This window comes from Achromobacter sp. 1014246743, from assembly GCF_059760725.1.
Genome location: NZ_JCBANA010000066.1, coordinates 24,981 through 40,099 on the forward strand (window position 1 = coordinate 24,981; position 15,119 = coordinate 40,099).

Genomic DNA, 15,119 nt, shown 5'->3' on the forward strand with positions numbered 1-15,119 from the left:
GTCAGGCGGCAGGCGCGGCTTTCTGGCGCAGGGCCGCGCCCTGGTCGCCCAGGTCCCAGAACAGGCCCGCCATGATCGCCAGCCCTTCGCGCGCCACGCTGCCCAGCAGGTGTTCGTTGGGCGCATGCTGCGCGCAGGCCGGATACGAATGCGGTACCCACAGGGTGGGCAGGCCGAGCTGGTCGGCAAAGATGTCGTTGGGCAGCGAGCCGCCCAGGTTGGGCAAGAGCGCCGGGCGCCGGCCCGTGGTGCGTTCCAGCGAGGCCGCGGCCCAGCGCACCCAGGCGTTGTCGGGCGACAGGCGGGTGGCGCCGGCCTGCATGCCCACGCGAATCTTCACGTCGGTGAAGCCCGCCTGGTCCAGGTGCGCGCGCACGTGCGATTCCAGCGCCTTCCAGTCGGTGCCCACCACGAAGCGCAACTGGCACCAGGCGACGGCCTCGGGCGGAATGGCGTTGACCGGCTTGGCCGGGTCGCCCGCGCCAAAGGTCAGCACGTCCAGGCTGTTCCAGCCGAACACCTTTTCCGGCGCCGACAGGCCCGGTTCGCCCCAGTACGCGTTGATCTCGGGGTCGTCCGCGCCGCCGCCCACTTCCAGGTCGGCCAGCGCCGCGGCCACGGCTGGCGGGATGGGGGGCGGGCGCAGGCCCTCGACCTGGATGCGGCCGCGGGCGTCCACCAGCGAGGCGATGGCGTGCGACAGCACGATGGCGGGGTTGGCCAGCAAGCCGCCCCAGTTGCCCGAGTGATAGCCGCGTTCACGCGCGCGCAGCGACAGTTCGAAATTCACCGCGCCGCGCGAGCCCATGAACAGCGTGGGACGCGCGGCGTTCAGGCGCGGTCCGTCGCTGGCGATGAACACGTCGGCCGCCAGCGTCTCGCGCTGTGCTTCGCAGAACGCCGCCAAGCCGGGCGAGCCGGCTTCTTCGCCGGTCTCGATCAGCCAGGTGGTATTGAAGCCCAGCTTGCCGCCGCGCGCCCGCAGGGTCTGGCGCAGCGCGGTCAGGTTGATGGTGTGCTGGCCCTTGTTGTCGGCCGTGCCGCGGCCGTACCAGCGGTCGCCGTCGACCTGCAGGCGCCAGGGGTCGCGGCCCGCTTCCCACTTGGCCGCGTTGCCGCGCACCACGTCGCCGTGGCCGTACATCAGCACCGTTGGCAGCGCCGGGTCTTCGATGCGCCGCGCCACCAGGATGGGCAGGTCCATGCCCGTCGGGTTGGGATGCACCTGACAGGAAAAGCCCAGTTCGGTCAGCGCCGGCACCAGGTTGTCGTTCAGGTAGGCATGCTGGCGCGGGCCCTGGTCGGGCACTTCGCTTTCGGTCTGGTAGGCGACGCGGCCGGCCAGCTCGGCCAGGAGGGAACCGTCGTCATAGGCTTGGGTGGCATGCTGGATGGCTTGTTCGCGGGTCACTGCGGTCTCGGGGTAGGCGGCGAAGGCACAAAGTTATTACGGCTGGTCGCGTGCCACAATTAGATATTTCGCATATGAGCATTGCCATTTAGGCATGGATTGGGCGCGTTTCCCCGAGGGCGGGTCTTGCGGGGCGCTGTCGCGCGAGGTGCTGCGGGGGCACGTTGCGGGTAATCCATGACGGACGGGCGATGGCAGATCTGCGATGACGGCGTTGCCATGACGAGGTTGCCATGATTTCACTTGGTCTGAGATATTTCCTGGAAGTTGCGCGCGGCGGCTCCATCGCTGCGGCGGCCGCCGCGCTGCACGTGGCCGCCTCGGCGGTCAGCCGCCAGATTTCCAAGCTGGAAGATGAACTGGGCGTGGCGCTGTTCGAGCGCCGGGCGCGCGGCATGGCGCTCAGCGAAGCCGGCCTGCAACTGGCCGCGTACGCCAACGCGGCCGAGCTGGAAGCCGAACGCGTGGCCAGCGGCCTGCGCCAGCGCAACGCGTTGGGCGATGTCACCATCCGCGTGGCCTGCACCGAGGGCTTTGCCCACGGCTTTCTGCCCATGTGCATGGCCGACTTCAAGCGCCGCCACCCCGAAGCGCGCTTTCACCTGCGGGTCGAGCACCCCGAAGAGGTCAACCGCCACGTGCTGGAAGGCCTGTCGCAGATGGCCTTGCGCTATACCGTGGCGCAGGACGATCGCCTCAAGACCGAGCTGCTGTGCCGCGCCCCGGTCTACGCCATCATGTGCCGCCGCCACCCGCTGGCCACCCGCCGCAGCATCGGCATGCGCGACCTGACCCAGGTGCCGCTGTCGCTGGGCGACCCGGGCACGACCGTGCGCCAGCTGTTCGACGCCGCCTGCGCCAATGCCGGCCTGCACATCGAACCGGCCTACGTGTCCAACCATTCGGCGGCCTTTCTGCCGATGCTGCCCGGCAGCCAGATCGTGGCCCTGTCGGGGTATCTGACGTTGATGGGGCAGATGGACAGCGCGGGGCTGGTGGCCGTGCCGTTCAGCAATCCGGAAATGCGCCAGCGCAGCATCCAGGTGGTGACGCTGCAAGGGCGCACCTTGCCGCCGCTGGCGCGGGAGTTTCTGGGGTTGCTGGCGGAACGCTTGAATGCGGCGCCGCGGGCGCCGGAGGGGGAACGGGGTGGGCGTGATTAGAAGAGGGCTGCCTGCGCCGTTGCGGTCTCGAATTTCAAGATGAGGTTCTCCTTTGGAATTGAGGTTTCCTGGACGGGAGAGGGGTCTCGTGGAAGATCGATACGGCGAGCTCAGCCTGCGGCCGCATCCACATCAAAGAACCCCACCGGCACATGCGCGGTCAGCCAGACGCCGTTGTCCGCCTGGAAAAACACGTGTCCCGCCTGCCGCATCCGGTCGGCGGCGATCTTCAACACCACGGGTTTGCCATAGCGTTGCCCCACCGACACGGCGGTGGTGATGTCTTGAGACAGATGCACGTGGTGCCGGCTTCCGGGGATCAGGCCTTGTTGCTGGATCGATTCAAGAAAGCGCGTGGCGGTGCCGTGATACAGGAACGGCGGCGGTTCTTTTTCGATGTGCTGGATGTCGACGCTATCGCTGGTGTGCCCCTGCACGGCGCGTATGCGGGCGCCGTCCGGCGAGATCGAAAAGCGCTTTTTGTCGTTGTCACGCACGACGTCCGCGATCAGGTCCCGGTCCAGGCGGCGGCCGTGTTGGGCTGCGGCGGCAATGAGCTGATCGATGTCGGCCCAGCCTTCCTGGTCGAGTGCCAGGCCGATGGATTCGGGCGCGTGGCGCAGGATATAGCTGAGAAACTTGCTGGTGTCGGTATTCTTTTTGTTATGCATTTTTTATTGTTATTGATTGTGCGCCGGCAACTTGAATGTGCCGACTGCGCATGATTTTACAGGAGACCTCATGGACCCCCGCAAGCAACTGCTGGAAAAACTTGAAGCCCTGGATGCGCTGGACGATGCGCATTTTCCGGTGGTGACGCTGGATGAATACTTCACCGGCAACGACCAGGAAGAATCCATCGCGCCGAATCAGTGGGAGTACGGACGCCCGCCGATCCGCGAGATCCATGCGCATTTCCAGGCCATCGCGCAGCGGCCTGACGTGCAGGGCGTCTATGTCGGCCTGCACCAGGATTGGAGCATGGCGCTGGAGTGCGACGATTGGCCCGCCGCCGAAAACATCCACGTGATTTCGTCGGTCCGGCAGGAAACGGCCGAGCAATGGCTCGAAGGGCTGGAGGCGGACGGCCTCATCGTCGGCTGGCCCTATGGCAAGCACGCGGCAGCGCCCGAGCCGGGTGCGGGGTTCCACATCTATACGGTGTGCTGGGACTGACTCCAGTTTCTGCCTGGCGGGAAACAAGAAAGAGCCTCAAATTGAGAACAAAGGGTCTCAATTTGAGGCGTTTTGCATGGGAGAGGCCGTTCTTTTGCGTCAAACTCATCTTGAGAACGAAAGGACTCATTTTGAGAACAAACAGACTCAAAAAGAGTACACTCATCTGAGCTAGTCCTACTGCGGGAGCAGACCATGAGTGACAAACAGGACGCTTTGACGGCGCTTTTTCCGGCGACTTTGCGTAAAAAGCTACTGACGCTGATTTTCCTGAGGCCGGACGAAGAATTCCATGCGGGCGAATTGGCTCGCTTGCTTGACGTGTCGCGTGGGGCATTGGCCCGCGAACTGATCGATATGACGGCGGCCGGCGTCCTGGCGCGGGCGCGCCGTGGCAACCAGGTGCTTTACCGGGCCAATCACGACGCGCATTTCTTTCCCGAACTACGGCGGTTGATTCAACAGTTGGCGGGCGCGGTGCCTGCATTGAAGCAGGCCGTTGAGGCCTACGCTGACGACATCGACATCGCGTGCGTATTTGGGTCGATGGCGCGGGGCGACGCCGGTCCCGATAGCGACATCGACCTGTTGCTGGTCGGAGACCGAATTACAGGGCGCATCAAGGCCGAACTGAGAGTGGCCATGACAGACGCAGGCCGCGCATTGGACATCCTGGACCTGACGCGGGCCCAGTATGCCGAGCTGCTGGATCAAGATAGTCCGTTTATCCGTGAGGTGCTCGATGGGCCTCTCATCATGCTGATAGGGAAGAAGGAATTGCTCCATCCCCATCATCCCGGCCGCCTCACCGCCCGCCCGCGCCACCCCGCCACCCGCAGCCGCATCCTTTCCAACGCCAGATAAACGATCGGCGTCGTATACAGCGTCAGGAACTGGCTGATCATCAGCCCGCCCACAATCGCCACGCCCAGTGGCCGGCGCAGTTCCGAGCCTTCGCCCATGCCCAGCACCAGCGGCAGCGCGCCTAACAGCCCGGCCAGGTTGGTCATGACGATGGGGCGCAGGCGCAGCAGGGCGGCGCGGTGGATGGCTTGCTCCGGGGTCAGCCCTTCGCGGCGTTCCAGGCTCAGCGCGAAGTCGATCATCAGGATCGCGTTCTTCATCACCACGCCCACCAGCAGAAACAGCCCCAGCAGCGCGATCAGCGTGAATTCGATGTTGGCCAGGCGCAGTGCGAGCAGCGCGCCCACGCCAGCGGATGGCAGGGTCGACAGGATGGTCAGCGGATGCAGCGGGCTTTCGTACAGGATGCCCAGCACCAGGTAGATGGCCACCAGTACGCCCAGGATCAGCCAGGGCTGGTCCTGCAGGCTTTGCTGGAAGCTGCGGGCGTCGCCGCCCAGGCGGGTCTGGATGTGGGCGGGGACCATCAGCTTGGCCATGGCGGCGTCGATGGCGGCCAGACCCTGTTGCAGCGACACGCCTTCTGCCAGCGAAAAGCCCACCCCCACGGCGGCGAACAGGCCGTCGTGAAAGACGCGGTCGTTGACCAGGCCGTGTTCATAGGTGGCGAAGGCCGTGAGCGGCACGCGGCTGCCGTCGGCGGCCACGACCTGTACGCGTTCCAGTACCTCGGGGTCTTCGGTGTAGCGCGGGTCCAGTTCGAGCACCACGCGGTACTGGTTCATGGGGTCGTACAGGGTGGCGACCTGGCGCTGGCTGAACGAATTGCTGAGCACGCTGCTGATCGTCTGCATGTCCACGCCCAGGCGCTGGGCGGCGCTGCGGTCGATGTGGATGACCACCTGCTGGGTGGCGGCGTCGCCGACCGCGTCGACGTCGCGCAGTTCGGGGATGTCCTGCATGGCGCGGGAAATGCGGCGCGACCATTGCCGCAGGGCGGGCACGTCGCTGGCCATGATGGCCAGTTCGTGGTCGCCGGAATTGCCGAAGCCGCCGGGCATGCGCAGGTCCTGGTCGACGTTCAAAAAGAACATGCCGCCGGGCACGGGCGGGGCGTTGGCGCGCAGCCAGTTGATGACCTGGGCCGACGATTCGACGCGTTCGGCGGCCGGTTTGAGGCGGATGAGAAAGAGCGAGTTGCTGATGCCCAGGCTGCCGCCGTTGTAGCCGATGACGTCCTGCACGGCCGGGTGCCGCAGCACCAGTTGCCGGTAGACGTCGATCTTGGGCTGCATGACCTGGAACGAGAAGCCGTCGTCGCCGCGTACGAAGCCCACGAGCTGGCCGGTGTCCTGCTGCGGCAGGAAGCCCTTGGGCGCCTGGGCATACAGATAGACGTTCAGGCCGATGACGCCGGCCAGCAGCAGCAAGGTCAGGCGGGCGTGGCCCAGCACGCGCGCCAGCGATACGCCATACCAATGGTGCACGCGGCGGAAGACGGCGCGCAGGCGCGACGGGCGGGCGGCCACGGGGGGCGCCGGCCGCAGCCAGCGCGCGCACAGGCTGGGAATGATGGCGACCGACACCACCAGCGAGATCACGATGGCCGCGACCAGGGTGATGGAGAACTCGCGGAACAGGCGCTCGACCAGGCCGCCCATGAACAGGATCGAGACGAACACGACGGACAGCGCCAGGGTCATGGCGACCAGGGTGAAGCCCACTTCGCGCACGCCGCGCAGCGCGGCCTGGCGAGGAGCCAGCCCGCGTTCCAGGTGGCGGGTGATGTTCTCCAGCACGACGATGGCGTCGTCGACCACCAGGCCGGCGGCCACGATCAGCGCCATCAGCGACAGGTTGTTGAGCGAGAAGCCCCACAGGTACATGACGGCGAAGGTGGCGACGAGGCAGACGGGGATGGCCACGCTGGGGATGGCGGCGGCGCGCGCGCTGCCCAGGAACAGCCAGACCACCAGGATGACCAGGCCGACGGCCAGCCCCAGGGTGAGGTGGGCTTCGCGCAGGGTGGCGTGGATGCCGGGCGAGCGGTCCAGCACCACGGTCAGGTCGACGTCGGCGGGCATCAGCGCGCGCAGGCCGGGCAGGGCCTGGTTGATGGCGGCGATGGTCTCGATGATGTTGGCGCCGGGTTGGCGGCTGATGGTCAGCACGACCGATGGGTTGTGGTTGTGAAAGCCGCTGCTGTAGCGGTTTTCGACCGAATCGCTGACCTTGGCGACTTGCGCCAGGCGGGTGGTGGCGCCGTCCTGGTGGCGCACGATCAGGCCGTTGTAGTCGTGGGCGGTGCGCGGCTGGCCGGGCGTGCCGACTTCCCAGCGCTGGCCGGGCGAGTCCAGCTGGCCCTGCGGGCCCATGGGGGCGGCGTTGGCGATGGCCTGGCGCAGGTCGTCCAGGGCGATGCCGTAGTGGGCCAGCGCGTTGGGGTTGACCTGAACACGCACGGCGGGCAAGGAACTTCCGCCCAAGGTCACTTCACCCACGCCGACGACCTGCGAGATCTTCTGCGCCAGCACGGTGGCGCCCAGGTCATACAGCTGCCCCGCGGGCCGGGTAGGCGAGCTGAGCGCCAGCGCCATGATGGGCGCTTGCGACGGGTTGATCTTGCGGTAGGTGGGGTTGCCCGGCATGCCGGACGGCAGCTCGGCGCGGGCGGCGTTGATGGCGGCCTGCACGTCGCGCGCGGCTTCGTTGATGTTGCGGTCCAGGGCGAATTGCAACAGCACGCGGGTGGCGCCCTGGTTGCTGGACGAGCTCATCGCGCTGACGCCGGCAATGGCGCCCAGCGCGCGCTCCAGTGGGGCAGCCACGGTGCTGGCCATGCTTTCGGGGCTGGCGCCGGGCAGTTCGGCGCGCACCTCGATGGTGGGAAAGTCCACCTGCGGCAGCGGCGCCACGGGCAGGAGGCGCCAGGCCACCGCGCCCAGCAGCGTCAGGGCCACCGCCAGGAAAATGCAGGCGATGGGTCGGTGCAGCAGCGCGCGGATCATGGCGCCGGCCGGTCGGCGGCGGCCGGGGCGGCGGCGCGGCGGCGCTGGCCCAGGCGGTGGAAGAACAGATAGACGGCCGGCGTGGTGAACAGCGTCAGCACCTGGCTGACCAAGAGGCCGCCCACCATCACCCAGCCCAGCGGCTGGCGCAATTCGGCGCCGGACCCGGTGGCCAGCATCAGCGGCAGGGCGCCGAACAGCGCGGCCAGGGTGGTCATCAGGATCGGGCGCAGACGCAGCAGCGCGGCTTCGCGGATGGCGGCCTGCGGCGCCAGGCCGCGGCTGCGCTCGGCTTCCAGCGCGAAGTCCACCATCATGATGCCGTTCTTCTTGACCAGGCCGATCAGCAGGATGATGCCGATGACGGCGATCAGGTCCAGCGGCCGGCCGGTCAACAGCAGCGCCAGCAGCGCGCCCACGGTGGCGGACGGCAGCGTCGACAGGATGGTGATCGGGTGGATGGCGCTTTCATAGAGCATGCCCAGCACCAGGTACATGGTGACCACGGCGGCCAGCATCAGCCACAAGGTGTTGGACAGCGAGGCCTGGAAGGCCGATGCCGCGCCTTGCAGCCGCAGTTCGACGCTGGGCGGCATGGCGATGTCCTGCCGCGCGGCCTCGATGGCGGCGATGGCCTCGCCCAGCGAGCCGCCCGGCGGCAGGTTGAACGACAGGTTGACGGCCGGAAACTGCGACAGGTGGTTCACCGCCAGCGGCACCGCGCGTTCGCTGACGCTGGCCAGGGCCGACAGCGGAATGGCCTGGCCGTCCTTGCTTTGCAGGTGGATGCGTTCGAGTGCGTCGGGGCTGGCGGCCAGGCGACGGTCCACTTCCAGCACCACGCGGTACTGGTTCGACTGCGTGAACAGCGTGGCGACCTGGCGCTGGCCGAAGGCGTTGTACAGCGCCTGGGCGACGTCGTCCAGCGTCACGCCCAGGCGGGCGGCGGCGTCGCGCGACACGTCCAGGTAGGCCTGGCGGCCATCGCCCTGCAGGTCGGACGAGATGTCGGCCAATTGCGGCGCGGCAGCCAGCCGCTGGGTCAGCGCGGCGCTCCAGCGGGCCAGCAATGCGCTGTCGGGCGAGGTCAGCGTGAACTGGTACTGGCCGCGGCTGACGCGGTCTTCGATGTTCAGTTCCTGCACCGGTTGCAGGAACAGGGAAATGCCCTGCACCTGGCGGGCCCGCGCGTCCAGCCGCGCCATGATGTCGGCCAGCGGCGCGCTGCGCTCGCTCCAGGGTTTCAGGTTGACCAGCAGGCGGCCGGTGTTCAGCGTGGCGTTCATGCCGTCGATGCCGATGAAGGACGACAGGCTGGCCACGTCGGGGTCGCCCAGCAGGCTTTGCGCCAGCGCCTGCTGGCGCCGCGACATGGCCTCGAACGAAGTGCTTTGCGCGGATTGGGTCACCCCTTGCAGCACGCCGCCATCCTGCACCGGGAAAAAGCCCTTGGGCACGGCCAGGTACAACACGCCCGTCAGCGCGACCGTGGCCAGCATCGCCAGCAGGGTCAGGCGCTGGTGGCGCAGGGTGGCGTCGAGCCAGCCGGCGTAGCGTTGCTGCAGGCGGTCCAGCAGGCCGGGCGGGCGCTCGGTGTGGGCGGGCAGGAGGCGCGCGCACATCATCGGCGTCAGCGTCAGCGACACCGCCAGCGATATCAGGATGGCCACGGCCAGCGTGATGGCGAACTCGCGGAACAGGCGGCCGACCACGTCTTCCATGAACAGCAGCGGGATCAGTACGGCGATCAGCGACAGGGTCAGGGACACCAGGGTGAAGCCGATCTGCCCGGCGCCCTTGAGCGCGGCGGACATCGGGCTGTGGCCCTGTTCACGATAGCGGGCGATGTTCTCGAGCATGACGATGGCGTCGTCCACCACGAAGCCGGCGCCGATGGTCAGCGCCATCAGCGTCAGGTTGTTGGTGGAAAACCCCGCCAGGTGCATGAAGCCAAACGTGCCGATCAGCGACAGCGGCACGGCCAGGCTGGGGATCAGCGTGGCCGGCAGGTTGCGCAGGAACAGGAAGGTGACCAGCACCACCAGGCCCACGGCAAAGGCCAGTTCCCATTGCACCCCCCGTACGGATGCGCGGATGCTCTCGGTGCGGTCGGTCAGGATGCGCACCTGCACCGCGGCGGGCAGGCTGGCGGTCAGTTGCGGCAGCAACGCCTTGACCTGGTCGGCCACGGCGATGACGTTGGCGCCCGGCTGGCGCTGGATGTTCACCAGCACGGCGGGCTGGCGGTCGACCCAGGCGGCCAGGTAGCGGTCTTCGGCGCCGTCTTCCACCGTGGCCACGTCGCCCAGCCGCACCGGCGCACCGTTGCGCCAGGCCACGATCAGGTCGCGGTATTCCTGGGCGCTTTGCAACTGGTCGTTGGCGTCCATGATGACCGAACGCACCGGGCCGTCGAAGCTGCCCTTGGGTTGATTGGAGTTGGCCTTGGCGATCGTGTCGCGCAGGTCCGACAGTTGCAGCCCGCGCGCGGCCAGCGCCATCGGGTTGGCCTGGACCCTGACGGCGGGCCGCTGGCCGCCGGCCAGGCTGACCATGCCCACGCCGGACAACTGCGCCAGGCGCTGGGTCATGCGGGTGTCGACCAGGTCGTAGACCTGCGGCAACGGCAACGAATCGGACGTGACGGCCAGCGTCAGGATGGGCACGTCGGCCGGGTTGACCTTGCGGTACACCGGCGGGGTCGGCAGGTCATCGGGCAACAGCGAGCCGCTGGCGCTGATGGCGGCCTGCACTTCCTGTTCGGCCACGCCCAGCGACACGTCCAGCGAGAACTGCAGCGTGATCACCGAGATGCCGCTGCCGCTGGACGACGACATCTGCGAAAGGCCTGGAATCTGGCCGAATCGGCGCTCCAGCGGCGCGCTGACGGCGCGGGCGGTGACGTCGGGGCTGGCGCCGGGGTAGGGCGTGGTGACCTGGATGATGGGGTAGTCCACCTGCGGCAGCGCCGCCACCGGCAGCAGGCGCCAGGCCAGGATGCCCGACAGCAGCAGCGCGAGCATCAGGAAGGCGGTGGCGACGGGGCGCAGGATGAAGGGGCGGGACAGGCTCATGGGGGGCGTCTCAGTCCTGGGTATCCACGACCTGCACGCCGCGGCCGTCGTGCAGGCGGTCCACGCCTTCGACCACGACGCGCTCGGCGGGCGCCAGGCCCGACACGACGGTGACGCGGCCGGCGTTGGCGCGGCCCAGGGTGAGTTCGCGGCGGGCAGCCTTCAGGTCGGTATCGATGACGAAGACGAAGGCACCTTCGGTGCCGTATTGCACCGCGGCCGTGGGAATGGACAGCACGTCTTCGTGCTGCGCCAGGGCCAGCCGGATATTGACGAACTGGTTCGGGAACAGCGATTCGTCGGCGTTCTCGAACAGGGCGCGCAGCTTGACGGTGCCGCTGGCGGCGTGGATCCGGTTGTCCAGCGCCTGTAGCGTGCCCTCGGCCAGCAGGCGACGGTCGTCGGCGTCCCAGGCCTGCACGCGCAGCTCGGCGCCGTCGGCCCGGGCCTGCGCCTGCCGCAACAGGTCCAGCCGGGTCTCGGAGAGGGCGAACAGCGCCGAGATCGGCTGCATCTGCACCAGCGTGGTCAGGCCGTCGGCATCGGTGGCGCGGACGTGGTTGCCGGCGTCGACGCGGCGCAGGCCGATGCGGCCGTCCTGCGGCGCCGTGATACGGGTCTGGGCCAGCAGACGGCGCGCGTCGGCCACGCGGGCGGCCAGGCGTTGGCGCTGGGCGCCGTAGCCGCGCACCAGCGCCTCGGCGGTGTCCAGTTGCTGGCCCGCCACGGCGTCCTGGCGGGCCAGTGTGCGGTAGCGGTCCAGATCGATGCGGGCGTTGTGCAGCAGCGCATCGGTATGGGCCAATTCGCCTTCGGCCGCGGCCAGGGCGGCCTGGTAGGGGCGCGGGTCGATCTCGGCCAGCAACTGGCCGCGCTGCACCGCCTGGCCCTCGGTGTAGTGCAACTGCTGCAACTGGCCGTCCACCTGGCTGCGCAAGACCACCTGCGCCAGCGGGGTGATGGTGCCCAGGGCATGCAGGTCCAGCGGCAGCGGCCCGCTGCGCGCGGCGGCGACGCTGACGGCCACGGGCTGCTGGTCGTAATTGGGGATGGCGGGGGCGCGTGGGCCCGGCGACAGGGTACGCCACGCGCCCCAGGCGGCCAGGGCGATCGCGAGCAAGGCGGCGGCCCACGCCAGCGCCTTGGCGCGGCGTTTTTCAGGCGGGCGATGACGGGGGGAAAGGGAGCCCGCGGGCAGGGGCAGGGACATCGGTACTGCCAGGGTCAGGAGTTGGGGACAGTCCGGATTCTATCTGAATAATAATTATTAGCGTTTTGGAATCAGCAAACTGTCAGGTTTCAGGGGACAGGCGCGATTGCATGAAGGCCAGCAAGGCGCGCACGCGCGCGGTCACCGAGTGGCGATGGGTATAGACGCCCAGCAGTTGCAGCGGGGCGGGCCGCAGGTCCAGCGCCACTTCCTGCAAGCGGCCAGCCGCCAGATCGTCCTGGCACGACATGGCCGCCAGGATGGCAAAGCCGATGCCCTGGCGGGCGCCCGCCAACGCCAATTCGCCACTGTTGACCCGGTAGCGGCTGCGCACCGGCACTTTGACGATGCCGCCGGCGCCGTCGTCGAACTGCCACGGCTGGCCCTTGAGCGCGCTGAGCGTGGTGATGCAGGGCAAGGCTTTCAGCTGGCGCACGTGGCGCGGCGTGCCGGTCCTGGCGAGCAGGGCCGGGGCTGCGACCACGATGCTGGGCAGCGTGACCAGGTCGCGGGTGATGAGCGCGCTGTCTTCCAGGCGGCCGCGGTGGAACACGATGGACAGGTCCACGTCTTCGCGCAACGCGTCGATGCCCGTCAGGCGCGTATCGCATTCCAGTTCGATGGCGGGGTGCAGATCGCAGAACTCGGCCAGGATGGGGGCGAGCAGCCGGGGCGCCTCGCCGGGCATGCACATTTTCAGCGGGCCGCGCAGTTCGCGCCGCACGGCGCCCAGTTCTTCTTCCGTGCTGGCCAACGCATCCAGCAGGGGCTTGGCGCGCTGGTACAGCAACTGGCCGGCCTCGGTCATGCGCAGGTGGCGGGTGCTGCGTTCCAGCAACCGGGCGCCCAGGCTTTTTTCCAGCGTGGCCACGTGCCGGCTGACGTTGGACGAGGGCATCGACAGCAGGCGCGCGGCCCCCGCGAAACTCTGTTCGTCGACGACGGCGGCGTAGACGCGCACTGCATTCAGGTCCATCGCCTGTCGCATGATTATCCCGATTCAAGTAAGAAATGATCCTATTTTTGCATGCTAGTTATCGTAGTCGGGTCAATCTACGATGCCGTCTCGTTTCGAATCTGGTCCACCCGCAGGCGGTGGACGGCAACATTCCAGGGAGTCTTCAACATGGATATCGGCATCGTGGGCGGCGGCGTGGCGGGCTTGAGCGTCGCGCTGTCCTTGCACCGGCTGGGGCACCGGCCCAAGGTCTACGAACGCGGCGACGGGCCGGCCACCATGGGGGCGGGTGTCACGCTGTGGCCCAATGCCGGCCAGGTGCTGGACGCGCTGGGGTTGCTGCGCGACGTCGCCAGCGTGGGGGGGCGGCCCGTGGCGATGCGACGGCTGGATCCGGCGGGCCATTCGCTGGGCGGCATCGATATCGGGTTGTTGGACCGGTTGATGGGGTATCCCACCCATACGATCCTGCGGCGCGATTTGCTGGCCGTGCTGCTGAGCCACGCTGCCAGGGCCGGGATCGACGTCCTGTATGGCCATCGCGCCACGGCGATCGACCTGGACGATGGCGGCAGGGCCGTGGCCAGGTTCGACAACGGCGTGTGCGTTCGGCCCGACCTGCTCATCGGCGCCGATGGCCGCATGGATTCGGTCGCGCGCCGCTTCGTGGCTGGCGACAACGCGCCGGTCTACCAGGGCTTCGTGAACTGGATCGGCGTTGCGTCCGGCGCCGGGACGCTGGTGGACGATATGGCCATCCAGGACTACTGGGGCGTGGGCGAGCGCTTCGGCCTGGTGCCGGTGCGGCGGGACCTGGTGTATTGGGCCGCCGCCCAGGCGCGACCCCTGCGCCCCGAGGCCGGGGCGGCGGATCTGAGAGCCGAGGTGCAACGCCTTTTTGGCGAATGGGCGGGGCCGATTCCCCGACTCATCCAGGCCACGCCCACGGCGGCCTTGCGGCTGATCGCCGTGCATGACCTGGAGCCCTTGCCCGTCTGGAGCCGGGCCAACGTGCTGCTGGTTGGCGATGCGGCGCATGCGCCGTTGCCCACGTCGGGGCAAGGCGCCTGCCAGGCCTTGGAAGATGCCTGGCACCTGGCGCGTTGCCTGGAAGATGCCGGCGCCACGTTGGACGCCGCGCTGCAGCGTTTCACTCGAATTCGGGGGGCCAAGACCGCGCAGCTGACGCAACAGGCGCGCGGGTTTGCACAGGCCCTGTTCATCACGGATCCCGACGTGTGCCGGACCCGTAACCAGCAGGTCCTGGCGGCCGACCCGGTGCAGCAGGTGCAAGCCATGGCTGCAGGGTGGGGACAGGGGCTGGAATCGGCAAGCGTTCGCCCGCAGGGATAAAATGCCGTCGAATCATGCCATGGCGCGCTGTGCGCCGCATTCATCGAACAGGTTTCAGCCATGTCAGAACATTCTCCCGAAGCGCTCGCGCTCCAACTCGACGCCGCGCGTGCCAAGCTGCGCCTGTGGCGCGAGGTGGAACCGGTGTACCAGAAGCAGTTCGAGGAAGTGCTGGCGCCCCTGGAGTCGGCCGCGCTGGAACTGAAGGCCAAGCTGGTGCTGTGCTTTGACCATGCCTGCAAGCAGAAAGAGCTGACCCGCGCCGAGCGCGAATTGGCCTCGGAACTGGTGCAGCAGCTGGGGCAAGAGACGCTGGCGGCCATCGTGCTGGACGGCACGCCGGCCGACTGCGACGTGGACCGGCTCAAGGCCGTGTACTTGAAGCACAGCGGGTCGGACTTCGATGCCGAGGTGGCCGACGAGCTGGCTGAAATCCAGGCCCACGCGGTGACCCTGGCGCTGGCGGTGCCGCCCGAGCCGGATCCCGGCCCGGACCTGGCGGCGCAACTGGCCGCGGTGCGGCGTGAACTGCTGGCGGTGGAAGAGCACTTCGCGGCCCGCTTTCACTTCGATCCGGACCAGGACATCGACCCGGCCGAGCTGATGGACGACCTGGCCGCCGAGATCGAAGACGCCGAGGAATACATCGGCGAACTGGAGTTCGAATTGACGCAGTTCGTCGACATGCAGCAGGTCAAGGCCTGGCTGAAGGCCATGAAGAAGCAGCTGGACGCGAACAAGCGGCGCGACGCGCGGTCCTGACCGGGTCCGGACCGCGTCGGGCGGACTCGCCGCGGGTGCCGGCGGGGGCCCCCGCGGCGCGGTTCAAGGCGCCCGCCCGTGCCCCGCCGCACGCCGTCCACCCACCGCGCCCCCCCGTTCGCCGCGGCTCTCACTGTGTT

11 protein-coding genes are annotated in these 15,119 nt (G+C 68.2%); 5 read left to right on the forward strand and 6 right to left on the reverse strand.

Annotated elements, in window-relative coordinates; genetic code table 11:
• Window position 1 precedes the first annotated feature (1 nt).
• Window positions 2–1,411 carry a M20 family metallopeptidase gene (locus AC6LJ2_RS23635; RefSeq protein WP_498152303.1) on the reverse strand — a complete coding sequence of 470 codons (1,410 nt, stop codon included), beginning with the start codon at window positions 1,409–1,411 and terminating at the stop codon, window positions 2–4.
• 233 nt (window positions 1,412–1,644) lie between these two features.
• On the opposite strand from AC6LJ2_RS23635, the gene AC6LJ2_RS23640 reads away from it, so the two are divergent.
• Window positions 1,645–2,574: a LysR family transcriptional regulator gene (locus AC6LJ2_RS23640; RefSeq protein ID WP_445658889.1), complete on the forward strand. Its 930-nt coding sequence runs from the start codon at window positions 1,645–1,647 to the stop codon at window positions 2,572–2,574.
• A gap of 110 nt (window positions 2,575–2,684) precedes the next feature.
• On the opposite strand, the gene AC6LJ2_RS23645 is transcribed toward AC6LJ2_RS23640, so the two are convergent.
• The gene (locus AC6LJ2_RS23645) at window positions 2,685–3,245 is read right to left on the reverse strand and encodes an RNA 2'-phosphotransferase (RefSeq protein ID WP_445658890.1); all 561 of its coding nucleotides are present in this window, start codon (window positions 3,243–3,245) and stop codon (window positions 2,685–2,687) included.
• Between the two features lie 70 nt (window positions 3,246–3,315).
• On the opposite strand from AC6LJ2_RS23645, the gene AC6LJ2_RS23650 reads away from it, so the two are divergent.
• Both AC6LJ2_RS23650 and AC6LJ2_RS23655 read left to right on the forward strand, forming a co-directional pair.
• Window positions 3,316–3,750: a YfbO family protein gene (locus AC6LJ2_RS23650; RefSeq protein ID WP_498152304.1), complete on the forward strand. Its 435-nt coding sequence runs from the start codon at window positions 3,316–3,318 to the stop codon at window positions 3,748–3,750.
• A 195-nt stretch (window positions 3,751–3,945) separates the two neighbouring features.
• Window positions 3,946–4,614 carry a nucleotidyltransferase domain-containing protein gene (locus AC6LJ2_RS23655; RefSeq protein WP_263912626.1) on the forward strand — a complete coding sequence of 223 codons (669 nt, stop codon included), beginning with the start codon at window positions 3,946–3,948 and terminating at the stop codon, window positions 4,612–4,614.
• On the opposite strand, the gene AC6LJ2_RS23660 is transcribed toward AC6LJ2_RS23655, so the two are convergent.
• The 4 genes from AC6LJ2_RS23660 to AC6LJ2_RS23675 all read right to left on the reverse strand — a co-directional run bounded on the left by AC6LJ2_RS23660 (window position 4,542) and on the right by AC6LJ2_RS23675 (window position 12,894).
• On the reverse strand, window positions 4,542–7,622 hold the full coding sequence (locus AC6LJ2_RS23660; RefSeq protein WP_498152305.1) for an efflux RND transporter permease subunit: 3,081 nt from the start codon (window positions 7,620–7,622) through the stop codon (window positions 4,542–4,544). The two genes, AC6LJ2_RS23655 and AC6LJ2_RS23660, sit on opposite strands and share 73 nt — an antisense overlap.
• Complete coding sequence (locus AC6LJ2_RS23665) at window positions 7,619–10,696, reverse strand: multidrug efflux RND transporter permease subunit (protein ID WP_498152306.1); 3,078 nt, start codon at window positions 10,694–10,696, stop codon at window positions 7,619–7,621. The genes AC6LJ2_RS23660 and AC6LJ2_RS23665 overlap by 4 nt, the downstream gene beginning before the upstream one ends.
• A 10-nt stretch (window positions 10,697–10,706) precedes the next feature.
• Window positions 10,707–11,906: an efflux RND transporter periplasmic adaptor subunit gene (locus AC6LJ2_RS23670; protein WP_498152307.1), complete on the reverse strand. Its 1,200-nt coding sequence runs from the start codon at window positions 11,904–11,906 to the stop codon at window positions 10,707–10,709.
• Window positions 11,907–11,988: 82 nt separating this feature from the next.
• Window positions 11,989–12,894 (reverse strand): LysR family transcriptional regulator, encoded by a 906-nt coding sequence (locus AC6LJ2_RS23675; RefSeq protein ID WP_263912630.1) that lies wholly within the window; start codon window positions 12,892–12,894, stop codon window positions 11,989–11,991.
• Between the two features lie 138 nt (window positions 12,895–13,032).
• Here AC6LJ2_RS23675 and AC6LJ2_RS23680 point away from each other — a divergent pair, with 138 nt between their 5' ends.
• Window positions 13,033–14,217 (forward strand): FAD-dependent monooxygenase, encoded by a 1,185-nt coding sequence (locus tag AC6LJ2_RS23680; protein ID WP_498152308.1) that lies wholly within the window; start codon window positions 13,033–13,035, stop codon window positions 14,215–14,217.
• 60 nt (window positions 14,218–14,277) lie between these two features.
• Window positions 14,278–14,979 (forward strand): hypothetical protein, encoded by a 702-nt coding sequence (locus AC6LJ2_RS23685; RefSeq protein ID WP_263912632.1) that lies wholly within the window; start codon window positions 14,278–14,280, stop codon window positions 14,977–14,979.
• Window positions 14,980–15,119 lie beyond the last annotated feature (140 nt).

Coding starts and splice junctions, on each gene's coding strand:
- AC6LJ2_RS23645 (WP_445658890.1), bottom strand. CDS start 3,245: ATGCATAACAAAAAGAATACCGACACCAGCAAGTTTCTCAGCTATATC.
- AC6LJ2_RS23665 (WP_498152306.1), bottom strand. CDS start 10,696: ATGAGCCTGTCCCGCCCCTTCATCCTGCGCCCCGTCGCCACCGCCTTC.
- AC6LJ2_RS23655 (WP_263912626.1), top strand. CDS start 3,946: ATGAGTGACAAACAGGACGCTTTGACGGCGCTTTTTCCGGCGACTTTG.
- AC6LJ2_RS23660 (WP_498152305.1), bottom strand. CDS start 7,622: ATGATCCGCGCGCTGCTGCACCGACCCATCGCCTGCATTTTCCTGGCG.
- AC6LJ2_RS23670 (WP_498152307.1), bottom strand. CDS start 11,906: ATGTCCCTGCCCCTGCCCGCGGGCTCCCTTTCCCCCCGTCATCGCCCG.
- AC6LJ2_RS23640 (WP_445658889.1), top strand. CDS start 1,645: ATGATTTCACTTGGTCTGAGATATTTCCTGGAAGTTGCGCGCGGCGGC.
- AC6LJ2_RS23675 (WP_263912630.1), bottom strand. CDS start 12,894: ATGCGACAGGCGATGGACCTGAATGCAGTGCGCGTCTACGCCGCCGTC.
- AC6LJ2_RS23650 (WP_498152304.1), top strand. CDS start 3,316: ATGGACCCCCGCAAGCAACTGCTGGAAAAACTTGAAGCCCTGGATGCG.
- AC6LJ2_RS23680 (WP_498152308.1), top strand. CDS start 13,033: ATGGATATCGGCATCGTGGGCGGCGGCGTGGCGGGCTTGAGCGTCGCG.
- AC6LJ2_RS23685 (WP_263912632.1), top strand. CDS start 14,278: ATGTCAGAACATTCTCCCGAAGCGCTCGCGCTCCAACTCGACGCCGCG.